The 24096-nt window shown below is 59.0% G+C and carries 24 protein-coding genes and 1 other RNA gene; 6 read left to right on the top strand and 19 right to left on the bottom strand.

The window, feature by feature from the left end:
* Window positions 1-4: 4 nt before the first annotated feature.
* The 9 genes from mraY to rsmI all read right to left on the bottom strand — a co-directional run bounded on the left by mraY (window position 5) and on the right by rsmI (window position 9027).
* On the bottom strand, window positions 5-1087 hold the full coding sequence (gene mraY / locus F8N43_RS16490; RefSeq protein ID WP_150633459.1) for a phospho-N-acetylmuramoyl-pentapeptide-transferase: 1083 nt from the start codon (window positions 1085-1087) through the stop codon (window positions 5-7).
* Window positions 1087-2454, bottom strand: a complete 1368-nt coding sequence (locus F8N43_RS16485) for a UDP-N-acetylmuramoyl-tripeptide--D-alanyl-D-alanine ligase (protein WP_150633460.1) — start codon at window positions 2452-2454, stop codon at window positions 1087-1089. The genes mraY and F8N43_RS16485 overlap by 1 nt, the downstream gene beginning before the upstream one ends.
* Complete coding sequence (locus tag F8N43_RS16480; protein WP_150633461.1) at window positions 2447-3910, bottom strand: UDP-N-acetylmuramoyl-L-alanyl-D-glutamate--2,6-diaminopimelate ligase; 1464 nt, start codon at window positions 3908-3910, stop codon at window positions 2447-2449. The genes F8N43_RS16485 and F8N43_RS16480 overlap by 8 nt, the downstream gene beginning before the upstream one ends.
* Entirely contained in the window at window positions 3910-5649 is a 1740-nt protein-coding gene (locus tag F8N43_RS16475; RefSeq protein WP_191623738.1) for a peptidoglycan D,D-transpeptidase FtsI family protein, read from the bottom strand. Before F8N43_RS16475 ends, F8N43_RS16480 begins: the two co-directional genes overlap by 1 nt.
* On the bottom strand, window positions 5649-5942 hold the full coding sequence (gene ftsL / locus F8N43_RS16470) for a cell division protein FtsL (protein ID WP_150633463.1): 294 nt from the start codon (window positions 5940-5942) through the stop codon (window positions 5649-5651). The genes F8N43_RS16475 and ftsL overlap by 1 nt, the downstream gene beginning before the upstream one ends.
* The gene (gene rsmH, locus F8N43_RS16465) at window positions 5939-6886 is read right to left on the bottom strand and encodes a 16S rRNA (cytosine(1402)-N(4))-methyltransferase RsmH (protein ID WP_008037287.1); all 948 of its coding nucleotides are present in this window, start codon (window positions 6884-6886) and stop codon (window positions 5939-5941) included. Before rsmH ends, ftsL begins: the two co-directional genes overlap by 4 nt.
* Window positions 6883-7338 (bottom strand): division/cell wall cluster transcriptional repressor MraZ, encoded by a 456-nt coding sequence (gene mraZ, locus F8N43_RS16460; RefSeq protein WP_008147486.1) that lies wholly within the window; start codon window positions 7336-7338, stop codon window positions 6883-6885. The genes rsmH and mraZ overlap by 4 nt, the downstream gene beginning before the upstream one ends.
* Window positions 7339-7692: 354 nt before the next feature.
* An RNA gene (rnpB, locus tag F8N43_RS16455) (RNase P RNA component class A) lies at window positions 7693-8046 on the bottom strand.
* A 75-nt stretch (window positions 8047-8121) separates the two neighbouring features.
* Window positions 8122-9027, bottom strand: a complete 906-nt coding sequence (rsmI, locus tag F8N43_RS16450) for a 16S rRNA (cytidine(1402)-2'-O)-methyltransferase (protein WP_161990822.1) — start codon at window positions 9025-9027, stop codon at window positions 8122-8124.
* A 176-nt stretch (window positions 9028-9203) separates the two neighbouring features.
* On the opposite strand from rsmI, the gene F8N43_RS16445 reads away from it, so the two are divergent.
* From F8N43_RS16445 to F8N43_RS16430, 4 genes are all read left to right on the top strand, one after another.
* Window positions 9204-11015 (top strand): penicillin-binding protein activator, encoded by a 1812-nt coding sequence (locus F8N43_RS16445; RefSeq protein WP_150633464.1) that lies wholly within the window; start codon window positions 9204-9206, stop codon window positions 11013-11015.
* Window positions 11015-11377: a YraN family protein gene (locus tag F8N43_RS16440; RefSeq protein WP_019582357.1), complete on the top strand. Its 363-nt coding sequence runs from the start codon at window positions 11015-11017 to the stop codon at window positions 11375-11377. The genes F8N43_RS16445 and F8N43_RS16440 overlap by 1 nt, the downstream gene beginning before the upstream one ends.
* Before the next feature lie 104 nt (window positions 11378-11481).
* On the top strand, window positions 11482-12075 hold the full coding sequence (locus tag F8N43_RS16435; protein WP_008025961.1) for a phosphoheptose isomerase: 594 nt from the start codon (window positions 11482-11484) through the stop codon (window positions 12073-12075).
* Window positions 12072-12650 (top strand): BON domain-containing protein, encoded by a 579-nt coding sequence (locus tag F8N43_RS16430; RefSeq protein ID WP_008025960.1) that lies wholly within the window; start codon window positions 12072-12074, stop codon window positions 12648-12650. Before F8N43_RS16435 ends, F8N43_RS16430 begins: the two co-directional genes overlap by 4 nt.
* Window positions 12651-12762: 112 nt before the next feature.
* On the opposite strand, the gene F8N43_RS16425 is transcribed toward F8N43_RS16430, so the two are convergent.
* The 7 genes from F8N43_RS16425 to rplM form a co-directional block, all read right to left on the bottom strand.
* On the bottom strand, window positions 12763-13176 hold the full coding sequence (locus tag F8N43_RS16425; protein WP_150633465.1) for a ClpXP protease specificity-enhancing factor: 414 nt from the start codon (window positions 13174-13176) through the stop codon (window positions 12763-12765).
* A gap of 16 nt (window positions 13177-13192) precedes the next feature.
* The gene (locus tag F8N43_RS16420) at window positions 13193-13810 is read right to left on the bottom strand and encodes a glutathione S-transferase N-terminal domain-containing protein (protein WP_150633466.1); all 618 of its coding nucleotides are present in this window, start codon (window positions 13808-13810) and stop codon (window positions 13193-13195) included.
* A gap of 150 nt (window positions 13811-13960) precedes the next feature.
* Complete coding sequence (locus tag F8N43_RS16415) at window positions 13961-14743, bottom strand: cytochrome c1 (protein WP_150633467.1); 783 nt, start codon at window positions 14741-14743, stop codon at window positions 13961-13963.
* Complete coding sequence (locus F8N43_RS16410) at window positions 14743-15954, bottom strand: cytochrome b (RefSeq protein WP_083375773.1); 1212 nt, start codon at window positions 15952-15954, stop codon at window positions 14743-14745. The genes F8N43_RS16415 and F8N43_RS16410 overlap by 1 nt, the downstream gene beginning before the upstream one ends.
* Window positions 15954-16547: a ubiquinol-cytochrome c reductase iron-sulfur subunit gene (gene petA / locus F8N43_RS16405; RefSeq protein ID WP_150633468.1), complete on the bottom strand. Its 594-nt coding sequence runs from the start codon at window positions 16545-16547 to the stop codon at window positions 15954-15956. Before petA ends, F8N43_RS16410 begins: the two co-directional genes overlap by 1 nt.
* A gap of 267 nt (window positions 16548-16814) precedes the next feature.
* Window positions 16815-17207 (bottom strand): 30S ribosomal protein S9, encoded by a 393-nt coding sequence (gene rpsI / locus F8N43_RS16400; RefSeq protein WP_002555064.1) that lies wholly within the window; start codon window positions 17205-17207, stop codon window positions 16815-16817.
* 14 nt (window positions 17208-17221) lie between these two features.
* Window positions 17222-17650, bottom strand: a complete 429-nt coding sequence (gene rplM / locus F8N43_RS16395) for a 50S ribosomal protein L13 (RefSeq protein ID WP_007905295.1) — start codon at window positions 17648-17650, stop codon at window positions 17222-17224.
* 245 nt (window positions 17651-17895) lie between these two features.
* Here rplM and F8N43_RS16390 point away from each other — a divergent pair, with 245 nt between their 5' ends.
* A complete protein-coding gene (locus tag F8N43_RS16390; protein WP_150633469.1) occupies window positions 17896-18936 on the top strand; it encodes an NADP(H)-dependent aldo-keto reductase in 1041 nt (346 codons plus the stop codon).
* Window positions 18937-19067: 131 nt separating this feature from the next.
* Here F8N43_RS16390 and F8N43_RS16385 read toward each other — a convergent pair whose 3' ends face one another.
* On the bottom strand, window positions 19068-20204 hold the full coding sequence (locus F8N43_RS16385; RefSeq protein WP_150634726.1) for an acyl-CoA dehydrogenase family protein: 1137 nt from the start codon (window positions 20202-20204) through the stop codon (window positions 19068-19070).
* A gap of 244 nt (window positions 20205-20448) precedes the next feature.
* On the opposite strand from F8N43_RS16385, the gene F8N43_RS16380 reads away from it, so the two are divergent.
* Complete coding sequence (locus tag F8N43_RS16380) at window positions 20449-21345, top strand: GlxA family transcriptional regulator (RefSeq protein ID WP_191623776.1); 897 nt, start codon at window positions 20449-20451, stop codon at window positions 21343-21345.
* A gap of 194 nt (window positions 21346-21539) precedes the next feature.
* Here F8N43_RS16380 and zapE read toward each other — a convergent pair whose 3' ends face one another.
* Both zapE and F8N43_RS16370 read right to left on the bottom strand, forming a co-directional pair.
* On the bottom strand, window positions 21540-22634 hold the full coding sequence (zapE, locus tag F8N43_RS16375; RefSeq protein ID WP_017340705.1) for a cell division protein ZapE: 1095 nt from the start codon (window positions 22632-22634) through the stop codon (window positions 21540-21542).
* Window positions 22635-22724: 90 nt separating this feature from the next.
* A complete protein-coding gene (locus tag F8N43_RS16370) occupies window positions 22725-24080 on the bottom strand; it encodes a tryptophan--tRNA ligase (RefSeq protein WP_150654043.1) in 1356 nt (451 codons plus the stop codon).
* Window positions 24081-24096 lie beyond the last annotated feature (16 nt).

The following is a 24096-nucleotide window of genomic DNA, read 5'->3' as shown; positions in this document are numbered from 1 at the left end:
CGTTCTACCTCAGCTTCAGGGTGGCAAGGCCGACCAACACGAGAATCACGGTGATGATCCAGAAACGGACGATCACGCGCGGCTCGGGCCAGCCCTTGAGTTCAAAGTGGTGGTGAATCGGCGCCATGCGGAACACACGGCGACCGGTCAGTTTGAAGGAGGCAACCTGAATGACGACTGACAGGGTCTCCATTACGAATACGCCGCCCATGATGAACAGGACGATTTCCTGACGGACGATCACCGCGATGGTGCCCAGGGCCGCGCCCAGCGCCAGCGCGCCGACGTCGCCCATGAAGACTTGTGCCGGGTAGGTGTTGAACCAGAGGAACCCGAGGCCCGCACCGATCAATGCACCGCAGAACACGATCAGCTCACCGGCGCCGGGTACGTACGGGATCAGCAGGTATTCGGCGAATTTCACGTTACCCGACAGGTAGCAGAAAATCCCCAGGCCACCGCCGACCATCACGGTCGGCATGATCGCCAGGCCGTCGAGGCCGTCGGTCAGGTTGACCGCATTGCTCGAGCCGACGATCACGAAATAGGTCAGGACGATGAAGCCGGCACCCAGCGGAATGCTGTAGTCCTTGAGCATCGGCAGGATCAGGGTGGTTTCGACCGGGGTCGCAGCGGTCTTATAAAGGAAGATCGCCGCAGCGAGGCCAAACACCGACTGCCAGAAATACTTCCAGCGGCTTGGCAAGCCTTTCGAGTTTTTCTCGATCACCTTGCGATAGTCATCGACCCAGCCGATGGCACCGAACAGCAGCGTGACCAGCAACACGGTCCACACATAGCGGTTGCTCAGGTCAGCCCAGAGCAAGGTGCTGACGCCGATGGACGACAGGATCAGCGCACCGCCCATGGTCGGGGTGCCGGATTTGGACAGGTGCGATTGCGGACCGTCGTTACGAACGGACTGGCCGATCTGACGATTCTGCAACGTGCGGATCATCCACGGGCCGAAGCACAGCGACAAAACCAGCGCGGTCAGCACACCGAGAATCCCGCGCAGGGTCAGGTACTGAAAGACCGCGAAGCCTTTGTAGAACTGTTGCAGATACTCCGCTAGCAGCAGCAGCATTAATGTTTCTCCAGACTGGACCCGCACAAAGCGGCGACGATGTTTTCCATCGCAGCGCTGCGCGAACCCTTGATCAAAATGGTGGTGTTTGTGTCTTGCTCGGCGCCGAGGGCCTTGATCAATTCAGCCTGAGTGGTGAAGTGATAAGCCTGCTCGCCAAAAGCATTTACGGCGTGAGCCATCAATGGCCCGACCGCGTAAAGCGCGGAAACCTTGCCCCGGGCGTATTCGCCCACATCGCGGTGCCCCTGCTCCGCCCACTCGCCCAACTCGCCGATATCCCCGAGCACCAGAACGGTGCGACCGGAAAAGCCGGCGAGTATATCAACGGCGGCGCACATGGAGGTGGGGTTCGCGTTGTAAGTGTCATCGATCACGCGCATGCCATTGCTGGCCAGTTGCGCGACGGTGCGGCCCTTGACCGGCTGCACCGCGCCGAGGCCGGTGGCGATGCCGAACAGCGACACGCCCAAGGCATGCGCGGCAGCAGCGGCGGCCATGGCATTGGCGACGTTATGGGTGCCGAGCAGGTTCAGTTGAACGCGCTCCACACCTTCAGGACTGTGCAGATTGAACGCCGGGCAGCCACGCGCGTCGCGATCCAGATCGCTGGCGTAGAAATCGGCGCTGACGTTGCTCAGGGCGAAGGTCAGCACTTTGCGACCAGCGGCGCGGGTCTTCCAGATATCGAACGCCTTGTCGTCAAGATTGAGCACGGCAATGCCATCGGCCGCCAGCCCTTCAATGATCTCGCCTTTGGCTTCAACGATTTTTTCCGGCCCGCCGAATTCGCCAACGTGGGCGGTCCCGGCGTTGTTGAGCACAGCCACGTGGGGCTTGGTCATCCCGACGGTGTAGGCAATTTCGCCAAGGCGCGAAGCCCCCAGTTCGATCACTGCCGCAGTGTGTTCGGGCGCGAGTTCAAGCAAGGTCAGCGGCACGCCGAGGTCATTGTTCAGGTTGCCACGGGTCGCCAACACCGGGCCGCGCGTGCGCAGGATGCTCGCGAGCATTTCCTTGACCGTGGTCTTGCCGCTGGAACCGGTGATGGCGGCGACAGGATGAGTGAACGCCGCACGGTTCATCGCACCCAGTTGCCCAAGGGCCTGACGTGTGTCCTTGACCAGCAATTGCGGCAGCGCACTGTCGGGCACTTCGCGTTCGACCAGGGCAGCCACGGCGCCTTTGTTCGCCACGTCGTTCAAATAGTCATGACCGTCGAATCGAGGGCCGGTCAACGCAATAAACAGTTGGCCCGATTTGATCGCACGGCTGTCGATGCTGACGCCATCGAACATGGCATCGGCGGCGATCAAACGGCCATTCAGTGCGCTGGTCAGTTCGCTCAGTTTCAGGTTCTTAAGCATGAGCCACCTCCCACGCGGTCAAGGCATGATCAGCCTCGACCAGATCCGAGAAGTCATGGCGCTGGCCGTTGATTTCCTGATAGTCCTCGTGGCCTTTACCGGCCAGGACAATCACGTCATCCACCGAAGCACTGGCGATCAACTGCGCAATAGCCTGACCACGCCCGGCGACGAACGTGACGTTATCCGCGTTGGTGAACCCGGCGCGGATGTCATCAAAAATCACTGCCGGGTCTTCGGTGCGCGGATTGTCATCGGTTACCAGCACGCCGTCAGCGAGACGCTCGACCACTTCAGCCATCAGCGGACGTTTGCCGCGATCGCGATCGCCGCCGCAACCGAACAGACACAGCAAGCGACCTTTCGCGTGTGGCCGCAGGGCCATCAATACTTTCTCCAGCGCATCCGGGGTGTGGGCGTAATCGACCACCACCAATGGCTGGGTTCCGCCGCCGAGACGCTGCATGCGTCCGGCCGGGCCTTCGAGTTTTGGCAGGACCTTGAGGATTTCGTCCAGCGCATAGTCCAGACCGAGCAGGGCGCCGACCGCTGCCAGGACGTTGCTCAGGTTGAAGCGACCGAGCAAGGTGCTGCGCAGATGATGTTCGCCCTGTGGCGTGACCAACGTGGCGCGCACGCCTTCGTCGTCGAACTGCGCTTCGCGGCAAAACAGGTAGGCGTTGCTGTCGAGCAGGCTGTAGGTGATCAGCCGCGACTCACGTTTTTCAGCAGCCAGTTGCCGGCCGAAATCGTCGTCGAGGTTCACCACCCGGCATTTCAAATCGTTCCAGGCAAACAGCTTGGCCTTGGCTTCGCCGTAGGCCTGCATGGTCCCGTGGTAATCCAGATGATCGCGGGAAAGGTTGGTCATCACCGCCACATCAAACGCCAATGCAGTCACGCGGCCTTGATCCAGACCGTGGGAAGAAACTTCCATGGCCACGGCTTTGGCGCCGGCCTTTTTCAGGTCGGCGAGGGTCGCTTGCACGGCGATCGGGTTCGGCGTGGTGTGCAGGCCACTTTCCAGCGCGCCGTAGAATCCGGTGCCCAGGGTGCCGACAATGCCGCAATGCTGGCCGAGCAAATCCAGTGCTTGAGCAACCAATTGGGTCACGCTGGTTTTGCCGTTGGTGCCGGTCACGCCGACCAGGTTCAGGTGGCGGCTCGGTTCACCGTAGAAACGCCCGGCGATATCGGACAGCTGCGCCGCCAGGCCTTTGACCGGAATCAGTGGTACGTCGGTGATTGGCAGTACAGTTGCGCCTTCGACTTCATACGCCACGGCCGCAGCACCGCGCTGCAAGGCGTCGGCAATGTGCGCGCGACCGTCGAACTTGCCGCCAGGGACAGCAAGAAACAGATCGCCAGCCCGTACGTTACGGCTGTCCAGCGTCAGTTCGCGGATCAACAGATCGCGGCCGGCGTGGGCGAAAATCTTGTTCAGACTCAGAGACATCAGCCGCGCCCTCCATTGGCTTTCAGCGGAACGACCGGTGTTGCGTTGGCTTGTTGCACGGGTGGCAGGTTGTCCGGCGTGATGTTCATCAGGCGCAAGGTCCCGGACATCACTTTGCTGAACACCGGCGCCGAGACCAGTCCACCGAAGTAGCCGGCTTTGGTCGGCTCATCGATCACCACTACGATGGCGTATCGCGGATCGCTCATCGGGCCAAAGCCTGCGAACAGCGAGCGGTAGGAGTTCTCGGCATAGCCTTTGGTGCCGACCGACGTTTTACGCGCGGTACCCGACTTGCCGCCCACGTGATAGGCCGGCACTTGCGCACGGAATACACCGCGCGGCGCTTCGATCACCTGTTGCAGCATGGTTTGCATGGTCTTGGCGACAGCTTCCGGGAGCACTTGCGTGGTTTGCGGCGCCTTGTCGGTCTTGATCAGGGTCAGCGGCGCGAGGCGACCGTTGTTGGCCAGGGCCGAGAAGGCGTGGACCAGCTGGATCGCAGTCACGGAAATGCCGTAGCCGTAAGAAAGCGTGGCGGTTTCAGCCTTGCGCCACTCGCGGTAGTTCGGCAGGTTGCCCACGCGTTCGCCCGGGAAGCCGAGGCCGGTGTCCTGGCCGAGGCCGACTTTCTGTGCCAGACGGAAAATGGTTTCGCCGCCGATATCGAACGCAACCTTGCTCATGCCGACGTTACTGGAGTTGATCAGGATGCCGGTCAGGTCGAGTACCGGACCTTCACTCTTGGATACGTCCTTGATGGTGTACTTGCCAATCTGCAAGGTGCCTGGATACACCTCGACGGTATCGGTCGGTTTCCAGCGGCCGGTTTCGATCGCGGCGCTCATGGAGATCGCTTTCATGGTCGAACCCGGTTCGAACACGTCGATCATCGCGCGGTTACGCATCATCGCCGGTTGCAGGTTGCGACGATTGTTCGGGTTATAGGTCGGCTGGTTGACCATGGCGAGGATCTCGCCGGTCTTCACGTCCATGATCACCAGGCTGCCGGCCTTGGCGCCGTTCTCGATGATCGCGTTGCGCAGTTCGCGGTTGGCCAGGTATTGCAGACGCAGGTCAATGGACAACGCCAAGGGCTTGCCGGCCTTGGCGTTTTTTGTCACCTGAACATCTTTGATAAGTCGACCGCGCCGGTCCTTGATAACTTGCCGCTTGCCGGCGACACCCGCGAGCCATTCGTCATAGGCCAGTTCGACACCTTCACGACCGTGGTCATCGATGTCGGTAAAACCGACCATATGCGCTGTCACTTCACCGGCCGGGTAGAAACGGCGGAATTCTTCGATGCCGTAAACACCTGGCACTTTCAGGTCGAGCACGGACTGGCCTTGCTCAGGCGTCAGCCCGCGCACCAGATAGATAAATTCTTTGTTGGCCTGGGCTTCGAGACGTTCGGCCAGGGCTTTCGGATCCTGACCCAATGCGGCCGCCAATGCTGGCCACTTCTCTTTGGCCAGTTGCATTTCCTTGGCGTTGGCCCACAGCGTGGTGACCGGGGTACTGACAGCCAAAGGCTCGCCGTTACGGTCGGTGATCAGACCACGGTGAGCCGGAATCGGAATGTGACGAACGCTGCGCGCGTCGCCCTGGCCTTTCAGGAAGGCACGGTCGACCACTTGCAGGTCAATGATGCGCCAGCAAATTGCTGCGACCATGACGCCGAGCAAGCCGACCACCAGGCGAAACCGCCATGGAAAGAGTGCGCCTTCGAGTTTCATCATGGCGCCACCATCTGCACTTCAGCGGCGCCAGGAATACGCATCTTCAGTTGTTCGGTGGCCAGCACTTCGATACGGCTGTGCGCGGTCCAGGTGCTCTGTTCGAGAATCAACCGCCCCCATTCCGCCTGCGCCTTGTCGCGCACGCTCAACTCGCTGTACAACGAGTTCAACAGTTGACGGTTCCAGTGGGCGCTGTACGACACGCCGATGGCCGACACGAGCACGGCAACAAACAGCAGCAGCATGAAAAAGCTTCCGCCGGGCAGTGGCTTGGCGAAAAGCTTGCTCACCGCAGCTTCTCCGCGACGCGCATGACGGCGCTACGGGAACGTGGGTTGGCTTTGAGTTCGGCCTCGGAGGCGGACTGCGCTTTGCCATGGATTTTGATTTTCGGTTCGAAAGCGACGTGACGGACCGGCAGGTTGCGCGGCAGGTTGTCGGCTTCGCCTTTCACCAGTTTGCGCATGAACAGTTTGACGATGCGGTCTTCCAGCGAATGGAAACTGATGACCACCAGACGGCCACCGATTTCCAGGGATTCCAGCGCGGCTTCGAGACCGGCTTCCAGATCGCCCAATTCGTTGTTGACGTGAATACGCAGACCCTGGAAAGCACGGGTCGCCGGGTTCTTGCCCTTTTCCCACGCCGGGTTGGCGACTTTCAGGACTTCAGCCAGATCGCCGGTGCGCTCGAACGGCTTGATGTCGCGACGCTCGGCCACGGCACGAGCCATGCGGCCGGAGAAACGTTCTTCGCCGTATTCCTTGAACACCCGGGCGATTTCTTCCACTGGCGCGGTGTTGACGAATTCGGCAGCGCTGATCCCGCGGGACGGGTCCATGCGCATATCCAGCGGACCATCGTTGAGGAAACTGAAGCCGCGCTCAGGGTCGTCGAGCTGCGGCGAGGATACGCCCAGGTCGAGCAAAACGCCGCTGACCTTGCCGGCCAGACCGCGTTCGGCGACTTCCGATCCGAGCTCGGCAAAGCTTCGCTGCACAACGACAAAGCGGCCGTCTTCGGCCGCTAGCGTCTGCCCGGTGGCAATCGCTTGAGGATCCTTGTCGAATCCCAGCAACCGACCCTCGGGACCGAGCTGACTGAGGATCAGCCGGCTATGCCCGCCGCGTCCGAACGTGCCGTCCAGATAGCAGCCATCAGGACGTACGGCGAGAGCCTCGACGGCTTCGTCAAGCAGTACGGTGATGTGGTTAAAGCCGCTATCAATAGTCACAGGATCAAATCACGCAGTTCATCAGGCATGGCGCCCGGTTGTTGAATAGCAGCCAGGTCAGCGGCAGAAACCGCATCCCAGGCATCCTCGTCCCACAATTGGAACTTGTTCAGTTGGCCTACCAACATCGCGCGCTTATCCAACTTGGCATATTCGCGAAGACGCGGCGGAACCAGAAAACGACCACTGCCATCGAGTTCGAGGTCGACGGCATTACCAATCAATAAACGTTGCAGACGGCGGTTCTCTTCGCGAAGCGAAGGCAGTGCACGCAGTTTGGTTTCAATAATTTCCCACTCATCGAGGGGGTAAACACACAAACACGGATCAACGGCATCAATTGTGACGATTAACTGACCGGAACTACGCGAAACGAGCTCGTCACGGTACCGGCTCGGCATGGCGAGACGGCCCTTTGCGTCGAGACTGATAGCGTTAGCTCCGCGAAACACGTCAGCGTTTCTCCAAATATTAGCGTTTTGCGTTCAAAAAACCCACTTCGTGCCACTTTTCGCCACTTGCGCACACTATAGGAATGCGGCCACCGCACCGTCAAGGCGCGGATTAAAGGAAAACCCTTACAGAACTGAGATTTAGGAGCGTATCGGGAGGGGTAACGGCAATCTGGCGGATGAATCTGCTCAATAACTTGAATCAGCACAGAAGGCTGCATTCAGAAGTTAAAGTAGTTTGTTAAGAGTAAGATTTTTTCGGTATTACAAAAGAGGTTATGCGATTGATTGTGCAGGAGGGAAATTGCCACTACGAGCGCCCTGCTCAACGATTCGAACAGGGAGGGAAAAAAGGTGGAGAGTCGATCTGTAAGCCGGGTTCTGTCTTGAACAGTCATTCGTCTACGATGGCCATCACTGGACATCTTTAGCAACCTACCCGGTCCCAGCGCGGGCCACGCCTTGGGACCCTATTTGGTCTTGCTCCAAGTGGGGTTTACCTAGCCACGAACTGTTGCCAGACGTGCGGTGCGCTCTTACCGCACCTTTTCACCCTTACCGGCGCCGAAGCGCTTAGGCGGTTATTTTCTGTGGCACTTTCCGTAGGCTCACGCCTCCCAGGCATTACCTGGCACTTCGCCCTATGGAGCCCGGACTTTCCTCCCCCCCCTAATTTTCATAGAGGGCAGCGACTGTCCGATCGACTCTCCGCCGCGAAGGTTAACGGCAGAGCGGCCGAAGAACAAGCGTTAAACGCCTTCAGCCACTCCTGCACGTCGGGTTTTACTCACCCTTCTGCTTATCCAACGCGACCTGATACAGGACATTCTTGCGCTCACCGGTAATTTGCGCCGCCAATGCTGCAGCACGCTTGAGCGGCATTTCTTCGAGCAACAGATTAAGGATGCGCATCGCTTCACTGCTGACGGCATCTTCAGTCTCAGGGGCGGACCAGCCCGCCACCAACACCACGCACTCGCCGCGCTGCTGATTGCTGTCCGACTCGACGAACTCGCGCAGCTCGGCCAATGGCAGGCCTTTCAATGTTTCAAAAGTTTTGGTCAGTTCCCGCGCCAGCAACGCCGGGCGCTCCCCGCCGAAGACCAATTCCATGTCTTGCAGGCATTCCAGGATGCGGTGCGGAGCTTCGTAGAAAATAAGCGTGCGCGGTTCTTCCTTGACCAATTCCAGGCGAGCCCGACGACCGACAGCCTTGGCCGGCAGGAAGCCTTCGAAGATAAAACGATCCGACGGCAAACCCGCCGCCGACAGCGCCGCGATCAATGCACAGGCGCCCGGGACCGGCACTACATTGATCCCCGCCGCGCGAGCCTGGCGCACCAGGTGATAACCCGGATCGGAGATCAGCGGCGTCCCGGCGTCGGAGATCAGCGCGACATCGTCGCCGGCGAGCAGGCGGGTAATAAAGCGACTACCTTCATCCCGTTCGTTATGCTCATGACAGGCCGCCAGCGGCGTGGGGATGCCGAAGTGCTGCATCAACCGTTGGGAGTGACGGGTGTCCTCGGCGGCAATCAATGCCACCTCGCGCAGGATTTTCAGCGCGCGCGCACTGATGTCGTCCAGGTTGCCGATGGGCGTCGCCACCACATATAGCGAGCCAGCAGCGGAATTCAAAGCACCTGGAGCAGTCAAAGCGCACACCTCATGATCGGTAAAAGCCGCCATTGTAGCGCGTAGCGACGCTTGCGATACGTGCAAGCAATCCCGGGTTTTTCAGGTTCCGATGTCTCGCTGCAACATTTATACGAGCTAAATTGATCGATTCACGCCAGTAACATCGCGCCCCGGCCAGTGCTTGGGTACAATTCCACGCTAATTTGATCGAGTATCAGGAACACTACATGATCGCTTGCCTGCGGCTGTTCACTGCCCTCTGCCTCGCTGCCTTGCTGGCGGCTTGCGCCAGCTCGCCCTCTTCCAGCCTTGGCGAACTTCCACGGACCCCGGATGCCAGTATCGAGCAATTGCTCGATCAGGCCGCCAAAAGCAAAACGCCGGAACAAGCCGCGCTGTTTCGCCTGAGTGCGGCCGACCTCGCTTATCGCCAGGGCAATGCCGGCCAGTCCGCGCAAATCCTGCAACAAGTGCCGGTCGAGCAACTCAAGCCCGGCCAACAGGTATTCGCCAGCACGCTGGCAGCCGAACTGGCCATGGTGCGCAATCAGCCGAAAGCAGCACTGACCGCACTGAGCCATCCGAGCCTGCAACGCCTGGGTGAATTGCCTGTCGAGCAACAGGTTCGCACCGGCACCGTGCATGCCCGCGCCCTTGAGGCCGATGGCCAGACCCTCGCCGCAGCACGGGAGCGTATTTTCATCGCGCCGATGCTAAGCGATGAAGCGGCAGGCAAAAACCACGAAGCGATCTGGACCCTGATCGCTTCGCTGCCAACCGACCAATTGCAACCGACCACCAACGATGACCTCGGCGGCTGGATAGGCCTGGCGCTGGCAGTTAAAACCGCCGGTACGCTTGAGCAGCAACAAGCCGCGATCGACAACTGGCGCGCCCAGAATCCTAAACACCCGGCGGCCATTCAACTGCCGCTGCCACTGACCAAACTCAAGGAACTGGCCAGCCAGCCTCTGAGCAAGATCGCCCTGCTGCTGCCGCAAGACGGCCCGCTGGCATCGGTCGGCAAAGCGCTTCGTGAAGGTTTCATGGCGGCGCACTACCAGGCTCAACAGGCCGGTCAGAAGCCGCCCGCCATCGAATTCTATGACAGCTCGCGCCTGACATCGATGGACGAGTTCTATCGCAAGGCCCAGGCCGATGGCGTGCAATTGGTTGTCGGTCCGCTGGAAAAACCGCTGGTCAAACAGCTCAGCACTCGTCCGCAGTTACCGATCACGACCCTGGCGCTGAACTACAGCGAAGGCGAACAAGGACCGGCCCAGCTGTTCCAGTTCGGTCTTGCTGCTGAAGACGAAGCCCGTGAAGTGTCCCGTCGCGCTCGCGCCGATGGCCTGCATCGCGCCGCGATCATGGTGCCGAAAGGCGAATGGGGCGACCGCGTACTCAGGGCGTTCAGCCAGGATTGGCAAGCCAACGGCGGCAGCATCGTTGCCACCGAACGCGTTGATCAGCCAGTGCAACTGGCCCAGCAGATCGCCGACATGTTCCAGCTGCGCCAGAGCGAAGGCCGCGCCAAGAGCCTGCAAAGCACTGTCGGCTCGCAGGTCGCTGCCCAGCCTTCGCGCCGCCAGGACATCGAGTTCATTTTCCTGGCCGCAACACCTCAGCAGGCCCAGCAGATCAAACCGACCCTGAACTTCCAGTACGCGGGCGATGTGCCGGTTTACGCCACGTCCCACGTATTCAGTGCCAGCGGCGACGTGAATCAGTACAACGACATGAACGGCATTCGCTTCTGCGAAACCCCATGGTTGCTGGATGCCAACGACCCACTGCGCAAGCAAGTGACTGCACAATGGCCACAAGCCGCCGGCAGCCTGGGTCGTTTGTATGCGATGGGCGTCGATGCCTACCGCCTGGCTCCGCGCCTGGGACAACTCAAGGCACTGCCGGACAGCCGCATCGAGGGTCAATCGGGTAGCTTGGGCATGACTCAGAACCAGCGCGTCGTGCGTCAGTTGCCCTGGGCGCAGTTCGTCAGCGGTCAGGTTCAACGCCTGCCGGACACCCCGCGCTGATGCCTGACAGGTCACGCCAGCAAAGCGGTAAAGATGCCGAGCGCCACGCGCTCGAGCATCTGCAACAACAAGGTCTGCGCCTGCTGGCGCAGAACTGGTTGTGTAAACGCGGCGAGCTTGATCTGGTCATGCTTGATGGCGATACAGTAGTATTCGTTGAAGTTCGCTACAGAAAAAACACTCAATGGGGTGGCGCGCTCGATAGCATCGATGAGCGCAAACGGCAGAAACTGATTTTTGCCGCGCAGTATTTTCTTCAGCGCGAGTCGCGTTGGGCCAATTCCCCTTGCCGTTTCGACGTGGTTGCCATCGACAGCAACCTCGATCAGTTGAACTGGCTGCAGAATGCCTTCGACAGCTGATCGCGTGCGTCCCGAACCGGGCACTTTCACCCAACAATTTTGCTCTTTGCTTTGCGGGCTGCACATTCATGTGCCAAGTAGCCGCGCTAATTAAGGTCACACAGATGGACATGCAATCCCGAATTCGCCAGCTTTTTCAGGCCAGTATCGACACCAAGCAAATGGCGATGGACGTACTTGCACCGCACATCGAGCAAGCCAGCCAAGTGATGGTCAACGCCCTGCTCAACGAAGGCAAAATGCTTTCCTGCGGCAACGGCGGTTCCGCTGGCGATGCCCAGCACTTCTCGTCCGAGCTGCTGAATCGCTTCGAACGCGAGCGTCCGAGCCTGCCGGCCATCGCGCTGACCACCGACAGCTCGACAATCACCTCGATCGCCAACGACTACAGCTACAACGAAATCTTCTCCAAGCAGATCCGCGCGCTCGGCCAGCCAGGCGACGTACTGCTGGCGATTTCCACCAGCGGTAACTCGGCGAACATTATTCAAGCGATCCAGGCCGCACATGATCGCGAAATGATTGTCGTAGCATTGACGGGTCGCGATGGCGGCGGCATGGCCTCGCTGCTATTGCCCGAGGACGTCGAGATTCGCGTACCGGCCAACGTCACCGCACGTATTCAGGAAGTCCACCTGCTGGCGATCCACTGCCTTTGCGACTTGATCGACAGCCAACTGTTCGGGAGTGAAGAATGACCCCTAATCGCCTAGGCCTTCTGGCCTTGACCCTGTGCCTCGGCATCAGCGGCTGCACCTCGGTGGTTAACGCCAGCCGTGAAGCACCAATCGATGATGACCGCGGCACGCGCACCTTAGGCAGCAAGATCGACGACTCTCTGATCGACACCAAGGTCGGCGTGAACATCGCCAAGGCCGATCCAGCCCTGGACAACGATTCGCACATCGTCGTCACCAGCTTCAACGGTGTCGTGCTGCTCGCCGGCCAAACCCCTCGCGCAGACCTGAAAGCCAAGGCCGAACAGGCCGCCGCCGCCGTCCAGCGCGTGAAGACGGTGCACAACGAACTGCAGGTGCTGCCGCCCTCCGGATTTCTTGCCCGCCAGAACGACACTTGGCTGACTTCCAAGATCAAGACCCAGATGCTCACCGATCCGAACATTCCGGGCTCGCGCATCAAGGTCGTCACCGAAAACGGCATCGTCTATTTGCTGGGTCTGTTAACCAAGCAGGAAGCCGCTCAGGCGACCAATCTGGTGCAGGGCGTTTCCGGCGTACAGAAGATTGTGAAGCTGTTTGAGTACATCGACTGACACTTGCTGACCGGCAATGGCATCTCTGAGGTCGCCATCGCCGGAACGCCGCCCGCAGCAAGCTGGCTACTACAGCAATAAAAAAGGCGATCCTTTCGGATCGCCTTTTTTATTACTTCACCACTTTCAAACTAGGCCGACCACTTGGACGCGGCGGCTCACTGTCGGGTGGAGGAAGATCATCATCCGGCTCGATCTCGTCCTCGTCTTCCATAGGCGATTCCAGATCGAACACCATGCCCTGGCCGTTCTCTCGGGCGTAAATACCCAGGATCGAAGCGATAGGCACGTACAGGGTGTGCGGCACGCCACCGAAGCGCCCTTCGAAGCTGACCGCTTCGTTATCCATGTGCAAATGACGCACGGCGGCCGGCGAAACATTCAGGACAATCTGTCCGTCACTGGCAAAACCTTGAGGCACCTGCACCGACGGATACTCGGAATTGACCAACATGTGCGGGGTGCAATCGTTGTCCACAATCCACTCGTAGAGCGCGCGGACCAGATAAGGTCGACTGGAGTTCATAGCGGCTCCTTAAGCCTTAGCGCATATCGCGTTCGACACCAGACAGACTCGCCTGGAAAGCCTCACGCGCAAACGAGCGCTCCATATAATCAAGCAGCGGCTTGGCAGGCCGCGGCAGTTCAATACCTAGAATCGGCAAGCGCCAGAGTATTGGCAATAGGCAGCAATCCACCAGACTTTGATCCTCGCTGAGGAAAAACGGCTTGTCAGCGAACAACGGCGACACGCCAGTCAGGCTTTCGCGCAGCTCTTTACGAGCGACGACACGGGCGGCTTCCTTGGTCCGCGAATCCAGGATCAGATCCACCAGACCACACCAGTCACGCTGAATACGATGAATCAGCAGACGACTGTTGGCACGCGCCACTGGATAAACCGGCAGCAAAGGCGGGTGCGGGTAACGCTCATCCAGATATTCCATCACCACGGTCGACTCCCACAACGCCAGGTCACGATCGACCAGGGTGGGCAGGCTTCCGTAAGGGTTCACCTCAATCAGTTTAGGCGGCTGGCGACCAGCTTCCACGTAAATGATCTCGGCGCTGACACCCTTCTCTGCAAGTACGATGCGCACTCGGTGGGAATAGTGGTCGGCGGGGTCGGAGTAACAGGCCAACCGATTGGTCACGCCCATGGCGGTCCTCCTCGCTTGTTGAAATTATCGGAAGCGGAAAAACGCACGCGCCCAGAGGACGTCTCCCGTAACGCCTGGCTTGCCAGACTCGTTACACCTTCAGAGACGCCCCTGGGCGCGTGCGATTAACAGCAATTGCTTACAGCTTTATCAATGGACGTCTTTCCAGTATTCACGCTTGAGCAAGTAAGCGAATACGAAGAAGAACGCCAGGTACAGCAACACATAGGTACCGATGCGCTGATGCTCCAGCTTAACCGGGTTAGCCGAGTAAGCGAGGAAGGTTACCAGATTCTTGACCTTCTCATCGAACTGCTCTTCGGTCAGAGCACCGCTCTTCGGCACAATGGTCAGCTGATCGCACGCTTCATGAGTCAGCGCGGTACCGGTCAGCGGATCATATTGCTTCTTGCCATCTTCGACGATCTGGACCTGTTTGCAACCGACGACCTGACGACCTTGCAGGCCCACCAGGACGTTCGGCATGCCCACGTTCGGGAAGACCTTGTTGTTCACGCCCCAAGGACGCGACGGGTCTTCGTAGAACGACTTCAGGTAACCGTAGAGCCAGTCCGTACCGCGAACACGAGCCACCAGGGTCAGGTCGGGCGGTGCAGCACCGAACCAGGTCTTGGCGTCAGCCGGCTGCATGCCGATGCTCATGTGGTCGCCAATCTTGGCGCCGGTGAACACCAGCTTCGACAACATCAGATCGTGAGGAATACCCAGATCGTCGGCAACACGCTCGTAGCGTTGGAACTTGGCGCTGTGGCAGCCCATGCAGTAGTTGGCGAATGTACGCGCGCCGTCTTGCATGGCGGCCTTGTCGGAAACGTCGATGTCGACCTTTTCCAGCTCGGGACCACCGTGTTCAGCCGCGAAGGACAGGACAGGCATGGCAGCAAGAATCAGTACAGCAAATAGCTTTTTCATCAGCCAGTCACCCTTTCCGGAACCGGTTTGGTCTTCTCGAGCCTGGTGTAGAACGGCATCAGAATGAAGTAGGCGAAGTACAGGAAGGTGCATACCTGCGACAGCAGCGTACGACCCGGCGTCGGAGCCAGAACACCCAGAATGCCGAGGATCACGAACGAGACGCAGAACACCACCAGCCAGATTTTGCTCAGCCAGCCTTTGTAGCGCATCGACTTGACGGGGCTGCGATCCAGCCACGGCAGGACGAACAGCACAGCGATGGCTGCGCCCATGGCGATAACGCCCAGGAGCTTGTCCGGAACCGCCCGCAGAATCGCGTAGAACGGTGTGAAGTACCAGACCGGAGCGATGTGCTCAGGGGTCTTGAAGGCGTTCGCCACTTCAAAGTTCGGCTTCTCGAGGAAGTAGCCGCCCATTTCCGGGAAGAAGAACACGATCGAGCAGAAGATAAACAGGAACACCACCACGCCGACGATATCTTTCACGGTGTAGTACGGGTGGAAGGCAATGCCGTCCAGCGGTACGCCGTTTTCGTCTTTGTGTTTCTTGATGTCGACGCCGTCAGGGTTGTTCGAACCGACTTCGTGCAACGCCAGAACGTGCAGCACCACCAGACCGAGAATCACGATCGGCAGGGCAACAACGTGCAGGGCAAAGAAGCGGTTCAGGGTGATACCGGAAATCAGGTAGTCACCACGGATCCACTGGGTCAGGTCGTTACCGATGACCGGGATCGCACCGAACAGCGAGATAATCACCTGGGCGCCCCAGTAGGACATCTGGCCCCACGGCAGCAGATAACCCATGAAGGCCTCAGCCATCAGCGCCAGGTAAATCAGCATGCCGAAGACCCACACCAGCTCACGCGGCTTCTGGTACGAACCGTAGAGCAAGCCACGGAACATGTGCAGATACACCACGATAAAGAACATCGAAGCGCCGACGGCGTGCAACATACGCAGGATCGAGCCGTACTCGACGTCGCGCATGATGTATTCGACGGAGGCAAAGGCTTCTTCCGCCGACGGGGTGTAGCTCATGGTCAGCCAGACACCGGTAACGATCTGGTTGACCAGAACGAGCAGTGCCAGGGAGCCAAAGAAATAGAAGAAGTTGAAGTTCTTCGGGGCGTAGTACTTGCTGAGATGGTCTTCCCACATTTTGGTTGCGGGAAAGCGCGCATCAACCCAATCCATGAACTTGCTCATCACGCTTTCTCCGTATCGACGCCGATGACAATGATCTCATCGGTCTCATAGGAATGCGGGGGAACTGGCAGGTTCAAAGGCGCAGGTTGCGACTTGTAGACACGGCCAGCCAGATCGTAATGGGAACCGTGGCATGGGCAGAAATAACCGCCTACCCAGTCCTTGCCCAGATCAGCAGGTGCCACTTCGGGACGGAAGGTTGGCGAGCAACCCAGGTGCGTACAGATACCGATCAGCAGCAGAACCTCTGGCTTGATCGAACGCGTTTCCGGATCGACATAGGTCGGTTGTGTCGAGTTCTTGGAGGTCGGGTCAGACAGCTGGCCCTCGATCTTTTTCAGATTCCCCAGGATTTCCTCGGTACGGCGGACAATGAACACCGGCTGACCGCGCCACTCAGCAATCATCTGCTGACCTGGCTCGATTTTGCTGACATTCACTTTCACCGGTGCACCTGCGGCTTTCGCCTTGGCACTGGGAAACCATGACCCCACGAACGGGACCGCAGCCCCCACCGCTCCTGCAGCACCCACCACGGATGTGGCTGCTACCAAGAAGCGACGCCGGCCTGCATTCACGCCGTCATTGCTCATTCAGTCCTCTCCCATCAGCTTTGTGGCCTGTTAAATCAGGCATCTACTAAGTAAAACTATGTACTTATAAAAATTTTGCCGAATGGTAATGAAAAGCCCCAATTCTGACAAGGTAATTACCGAAGGGCTCCACTGCCAAGCCTTGCAGTATAGGGGCTCTGCGGATGTGGCAAGTTGTCACAGAGCAATTCTTTGATAAATCGCGCCCATAAAAAAACGCCCAGCTCCGTGAGGAAACTGGGCGTTTTTTTTGAACGAGAAAGCGAATTAACGCTTCGAGTACTGCGGACGCTTACGCGCTTTACGCAGACCGACTTTCTTACGTTCAACTTCACGAGCATCGCGAGTAACGAAGCCAGCTTTGCGCAGAGCGCCACGCAGGGTTTCGTCGTACTGCATCAGAGCGCGAGTGATACCGTGGCGGATTGCGCCAGCTTGACCACTTACACCGCCACCGATAACGGTGACGTAGATGTCGAACTTCTCAACTGTCTCGGTCAATTCCAGCGGCTGACGAACTACCATGCGGGCAGTTTCGCGGCCGAAGAAATTATCCAGGGAGCGGTTGTTGATCGAGATGTTACCAGTACCCGGACGCAGGAAAACGCGTGCGGTTGCGGTCTTGCGACGGCCAGTGCCGTAATTTTGAGTCGCCGACATAATGAACTATTCCGTTAAAACTTCAGTTCTTGGGGCTGCTGAGCAGTATGAGGGTGTACAGCGCCCGCATAGACTTTCAGCTTACGATACATGTCGCGACCCAGCGGGTTCTTAGGCAGCATGCCTTTGACCGCGGTCTCGATCACGCGCTCAGGGGCTTTAGCGATCAGCTTTTCGAAGTTGATCGACTTGATGCCGCCCGGGAAACCGGAGTGGGAGTAGTAGATCTTGTCGGTGGTTTTAGCACCGGTTACACGAATCTGCTCGGCATTGATAACGACGATGTAATCGCCGGTGTCAACGTGAGGAGTGTACTCAGCTTTATGCTTGCCACGCAGACGGCTCGCGATTTCGGTGGCCAGACGACCCAGGGTCTGACCTGCAGCGTCGACGACAAACCAGTCGCGCTGTACTGTTTCCGGTTTAGCAGTAAAAGTTTTCATTCTTTATAGCCTCAGGGGCCGCCCTGTAAATTAGACGGCGGATCTTACTGAATAGTGCGTACTTTGACAAGTCAAAGGCAGCCGGATACAGACGCTTTCGGGGGCTCGGGTCGGCGCGTCCGTTCAACGGCAAGATTCTTCGGCGGCGGCGCATCACTTCCACTGCAGAAAGAGGTGCGCAATTATGCAGATTGCGAAAAATATTTCAACCTGCTTTTATGATTGTTTTGCCCAAGGAGCACACGATGGACTATCGCCAGCTAGGCCGAACCAATCTGAACGTAAGCGCCATCTGCCTCGGAACCATGACTTGGGGCGAGCAAAACAGTGAAGCTGAAGCCTTCGCACAGATTGAGCGGGCCAAAAGCGCCGGGATCAATTTCATCGATACCGCCGAGATGTACCCGGTACCACCGAAAGCCGAAACCTATGCCACCACCGAGCGCTACATCGGCAATTACTTCAAAAGCCACGGTGATCGCGCCGACTGGATCCTGGCCAGCAAGATCGCCGGCCCCGGCAACACCATCGACTACATCCGCGACAAAAACCTGCGCCACAACCGCCAGCACATCACCGAAGCCGTGGACGCCAGCCTCAAGCGCCTGCAGACCGACTACATCGACCTCTATCAGTTGCACTGGCCAGAGCGCAGCACCAACTTCTTCGGCCAGTTAGGCTACAAACACAAGAGCGAAGCGAACCTGACCCCACTGGAGGACACCCTCGAAGCGCTGGACGAACAGGTCCGGGCCGGCAAGATCCGCCACATCGGCCTGTCCAATGAAACGCCGTGGGGCACCATGCGCTTCCTGGCACTGGCCGAAGCCCGTGGCTGGCCGCGTGCGGTATCCATCCAGAACCCGTACAACCTGCTCAACCGCAGCTTCGAAGTCGGCCTGGCGGAAATCGCCATCCGCGAGCAATGCGGCCTGCTGGCCTATTCGCCGCTGGCGTTCGGTTTCCTGTCGGGCAAGTACGAAGGTGGCGCGCGCCCGCCGAAAGGCCGCCTGAGCCTCTACAGCCGCTTCAGCCGCTATTTCAATCCACAGTCGGAAGCAGCGTGCAGCCGTTATGTGGCATTGGCCCGTGCACACGGCCTCGACCCGGCGCAAATGGCCTTGGCGTTTGTGACGCAACAGCCGTTTGTGACCAGCAACATCATCGGCGCGACGACGTTGGAACAGCTGGACAGCAACATTGCCAGCTTCGAGCTGAAACTTTCCGATGAAGTGCTGGCGGGGATTGAGGCGATTCACAAGGATCACCCGAACCCGGCGCCTTGATTGACCTTTAGACCCAATCGCGGGCAAGCCCGCTCCCACAAGGCTGTGTGTCGATCACAACATGGCGATCGGTCACAGACCCCGTGTGGGAGCGGGCTTGCCCGCGATGGTGTCCGCCCAATCACGGCAAATTAAAGCGATCTGGCGATAATCTCCTTCATGATTTCGTTAGTCCCGGCATAAATCCGCTGCACCCGCGCATCCGCCCACGCCCGAGCGATCGGGTATTCCCACATGAACCCATAGCCGCCATGCAACTGCACGCACTCGTCGAGCACCTTGCATTGCAGGTCCGTCCCCCAATACTTGGCCATCGCCGCCGTCGGCACATCGAGTTTGCCTTGCAGGTGCAACTCCAGGCAGCGATCGACGAAGACCCGGCCAATCTGGATTTCAGTCGCCATTTCCGCCAGTTTGAAGCGAGTGTTCTGGAAATCCGCAATCGCTTTGCCAAACGCCTTGCGCTCGCGGGTGTACTCCAACGTCCATTGCAGCGCAGCCTCAGCCGACGCCAGCCCGCCTACCGCAACCGTCAGACGTTCCTGCGGCAATTCCTGCATCAGATACGCAAACCCCATCCCGGCCTGGCCCAGCAGGTTTTCCTTGGGCACCCGAACGTCCTGAAAGAACAGCTCCGATGTGTCCTGCGCCTTCATCCCGACCTTTTCCAGGCGCTTGCCCTTGGCGAAGCCCGGCGTATTGGCCTCGACCAGAAACAGACTGGTGCCCTTCGCGCCGGCCTTCGGATCGGTCTTGGCCACGACAATCACCAGGTCCGCGAGATAGCCATTGGTGATGAACGTCTTCGAACCGTTGATCACGTATTCGTCTCCGTCAAGCACTGCCGTGGTTTTCACCCCTTGCAGGTCGGAACCGGCACCCGGCTCGGTCATGGCGATCGCGGTGACCATCTCGCCAGACACCAGTTTTGGCAGGTATTTGTGTTTCAGCGCTTCGCTGCCGTAATGCAGGATGTACGGCGCGACGATGTCGGAATGCAGGGAAAAACCAATCCCGGTCAGCCCCAGTCGACCCACCTCTTCGATCACCACCGCACTGTAGAGAAAATCCGCTCCCAGCCCGCCGTACTCTTCTGGCAGATGCGAACACAACATCCCGGCCTCCCCCGCCTTGTTCCAGAGTTGGCGGTCGATATAACCCTGTTTCTCCCATTGCCCATGAAACGGCACAGCCTCTTTTTCGAGGAACGTTCGCACGCTGTCGCGAAAAAGTTCGTGCTCGGAACTGAACAAGGTTCTGGGGATCATGCGGCACCTGTCGTTATTGTTAGAAGAAGTAGACCTGCAGAGACTAAGCCTCGCTTCCGATACAGGACACTGGACACATCAGACAAAAAATAAGACGATCCAGCCGTCTGGTGACCACTTTCCCCTATAAGAATAAAGTTGAATTATGTCTAACCAAGTCTCCACGCCCTTGCGGCGCGTCAGCATCCTGGCTATCGACCGGGTTTTCGCTTCCACCCTCATGCAAGCCAAGGATTTCTTCCATCTGGCCAGCCTGCGCTACGGCAAACAACTGGGCCAGGGCCTGACACCGGCGTTCGAAACGCGGCTGGTCAGCCCGGATGGCAAACCGGTCAACAGCTTCAGCGATGTGATCATGCCGGTGGACGGCGGCCTGGAAAACGCTGACGTCATCATTCTCCCGGCGTTCTGGGACGATTTCGAAACCCTTTGCCAACGTTACCCACAGGTCCTGCCGTGGCTGCGCCAGCAACATGCTCGCGGCGCGGTACTTTGTGGCGAGGCTACCGGGGTGTTCTGGCTCGCCGAAGCCGGGCTGCTCGATGGCAAGGAAGCGACCACTTACTGGCGTTTCTTCAATGCGTTTGCCGAGCGCTTCCCGAAGGTTTATCTCAATCAGGACAAGCACCTGACCGACGCCGACAACCTGTATTGCGCCGGCGGCACGACCTCGGCGTGCGATCTCTACATCTACCTGATCGAACGCTTCTGCGGTGCCAACGTGGCCCAGGCCGTGGCCCGCGACATTCTCTATGAAGTGCAGCGCAGCTATTCGCCGGGACGCATCGGTTTCGGCGGGCAGAAGCTGCACCAGGACGTGATCATCCTGCAGATCCAGCACTGGCTCGAAGAACACTTCGCCGACAAGTTTCGCTTCGAAGACGTCGCGCGCGAGCACGGCATGAGCATCCGCAACTTCATGCGCCGCTTCCAGACCGCCACCGGCGACAAGCCCCTGCATTACCTGCAACGCCTGCGCATCGAAACGGCCAAGGGCTTGCTGTCCGGCAGCCGCAAGAGCATCAAGACCATCAGTTATGAAGTCGGGTATGACGATGCGAGCTTCTTCGCTCGACTGTTCCGCCAGCACACTGAATTGTCGCCGAACCAGTATCGACAGCAGTTTCAGCAAGCGGCATAAACGCTCAAAAAGAACACAAATCCCTGTGGGAGCGGGCTTGCCCGCGATGGCGGTGCGACAAACACATCAATGCTGGATGTGCCGCCCCTATCGCGGACAAGCCCGCTCCCCTAGGACCTGTCGTGAGTTCGAGATTGTGTCGACACATAAAAAAGGCCTGCATCTGCAGGCCTTTTTTATTTTCCGAAAACGTCCTACGGCTTATGCGCCCGAGACAGGAATTCGTGGGACTGCATTTCCAGCAAACGGCTGAGGGTACGCTGGAACTCGAAGTTCAGGCGACCGCCGGTGTAGAGGTCTTTGAGCTCGACCTCAGCGGAAATGATCAACTTCACGTTACGGTCGTAGAACTCATCGACCATGTTGATAAAGCGTCGGGCGATGTCGTCGGTGGTGACGCTCATTTGCTCGACACCGCTGAGCAACACGGCGTGGAAGATCTTGCCCAGCTCGATGTAATCGTTCTGGCTGCGCGGACCGTCACACAGTTCGCGGAAGTCGAACCAGGCCACGTCATCGCAGGTGCGCAAGGCACGTATCTCGCGGTTCTCGATCATCAGCACATCGTTCTCGATGGCTGCCGTGCATTCCGGCGTCAGGGCGCGGAAGCTCTTGCGCAGGCTTTCGTGGGACGCTTCGTCGAGCGGGAAGTGGAACAGCTCCGCTTGCTCGAGGTGACGCAGACGGTAATCGACGCCGCTGTCGACGTTGACGATTTCGGTGTTCTGCTTGATCAGCGCGATGGCCGGCAGGAAGCGTGCGCGTTGCAGGCCGTCCTTGTACAGGCCGTCCGGCACGATGTTGGACGTCGCGACCAGGGTCACGCCGTTCTTGAACAGCTCTTCCATCAACGTACCGAGGATCATCGCGTCGGTAATGTCGGAGACGAAGAACTCATCGAAACAGATCACTCGCGACTCGTCGGAGAAGCGCTTGGCGATGATGGTCAGCGGGTTTTTCTCGCCGCCGAGGGTCTTCATCTCTTCGTGCACGCGCTTCATGAAGCGGTGGAAGTGAGTGCGGGTCTTTTCCTTGAACGGCAACGCTTCGAAGAAGGTGTCGACCAGGTAGGTCTTGCCGCGGCCTACGCCACCCCAGAAATACAGGCCCTTGACCGGCGCCTGCTCTTTCTTTCCGAACAGCTTGCCGAGCAGGCCCGGTTTGCTCTGCGAGGCGGCGACCAGATCGTCGTACAGGCGCTGCAAATGGCGCACGGCAGTTTCCTGCGCGGCGTCATGGAAGAATTCCGGGCGTTTCAGATCAGCTTGATATCGTTCTAGGGGCGTCATAATTCGTTAGCAAGGCAACAAAAACGGGCCGTCACTGTAGCGACGGCCCGCAGGAATGGCAATCAGCCCTTGGTCGGGCCGAGCCGTTGATTATTCCTGAACCGGTGTCAGCGCAATCCGCAGGGCGTCGATGGCGACGTCGCGAGCGGCACTGTCGGCGAAGGCCGGGCTATCGGCAACGCACTCGCCTTCCAGCCAGACACTGAAGCTCAAGTCTTCGCTGCGCACGTCCAATGGCTGGCCCGCTTGCAGTTGCTTGGTCACCTGACCGGCGGTTTTACCATCGGCGAAGTTGCGCGACAGCAGCAATTGCTCTCCATCGGCCGCCAGCAGACGGAAGCGGAAGCTGCCGTCGTCTTCGCGGAAGCTGACAAAACGCGCGGCTTTCGCGGCTTTCTTCTTGGTGGTCGCCGCGACCTGAGTCTGAGCAACGAAAGAACGCAGGCCCACCGCTTCACGCAGTTCGTGGAGGAACGGTGTCGCCACCGAGCGAGCCTTTTTCGCACCGACTTGCAGGATGTCTTCCAGATCCGCCGGGCGCTCGATCAGCTGGTGATAACGCTCGCGGGACTCGCCCAATTCGCTGTCGAGCAGCTGGAACAGGCGATTCTTCGCCTCGCCCCAACCCAGGCCCTGCAACAGTTCGCTGCGGAATTCGTCGGACTGCGCCGGGGTGGCGAAGGCCTGGAACAGCGTGAACAGGTGCGAATTGTCCGGATCTTTGGCTTCGCCCGGCGCGCGGGAGTCGGTGACGATCCGCGAGATGGCGTCCTTCATTTCCTTGGCGCTGCTGAACAACGGGATGGTGTTGTCGTAGCTTTTCGACATCTTGCGACCGTCGAGGCCGGGCAGCGTCGCGACGCTTTCTTCGATCAGCGCCTCGGGCATGGTGAAGAATTCTTTGCCCTGGCCAAACAGGTGGTTGAAGCGTTGACCAATGTCGCGGGCCATTTCCACGTGCTGGATCTGGTCACGACCGACCGGCACCTTGTGCGCGTTGAACATCAGGATGTCCGCGGCCATCAGCACCGGATAGCTGTACAAGCCCATGGTGATGCCGGCATCCGGGTCTTCACCGGTTTCAACGTTCTTGTCCACCGAAGCCTTGTAGGCGTGGGCGCGATTGAGCAAACCTTTGGCGGCGACGCAGGTCAGCAGCCAGGTCAGCTCGGGGATTTCAGGGATGTCGGACTGACGATAGAACGTCACACGGTCCACATCCAGGCCACCGGCCAGCCAGGTCGCGGCGATTTCCAGACGCGAGCGCTGGATGCGCAGCGGGTCATCGCATTTGATCAGGGCGTGGTAGTCGGCCAGGAAGTAGAACGAATCGGCATTGCTGTCGCGGCTGGCGAGGATCGCCGGGCGGATGGCGCCGGCGTAGTTGCCCAGGTGCGGCGTGCCGGTGGTGGTGATGCCGGTGAGGATACGGGTACGAGTCGTCATGGGTAATCGCTTGTCA

Origin of the sequence: Pseudomonas fluorescens (assembly GCF_902498065.1) — a bacterium.
Classification (GTDB): Bacteria; Pseudomonadota; Gammaproteobacteria; order Pseudomonadales; family Pseudomonadaceae; genus Aquipseudomonas; species Aquipseudomonas fluorescens_BJ.
This window is presented reverse-complemented; position numbering and strand designations above follow the sequence as displayed.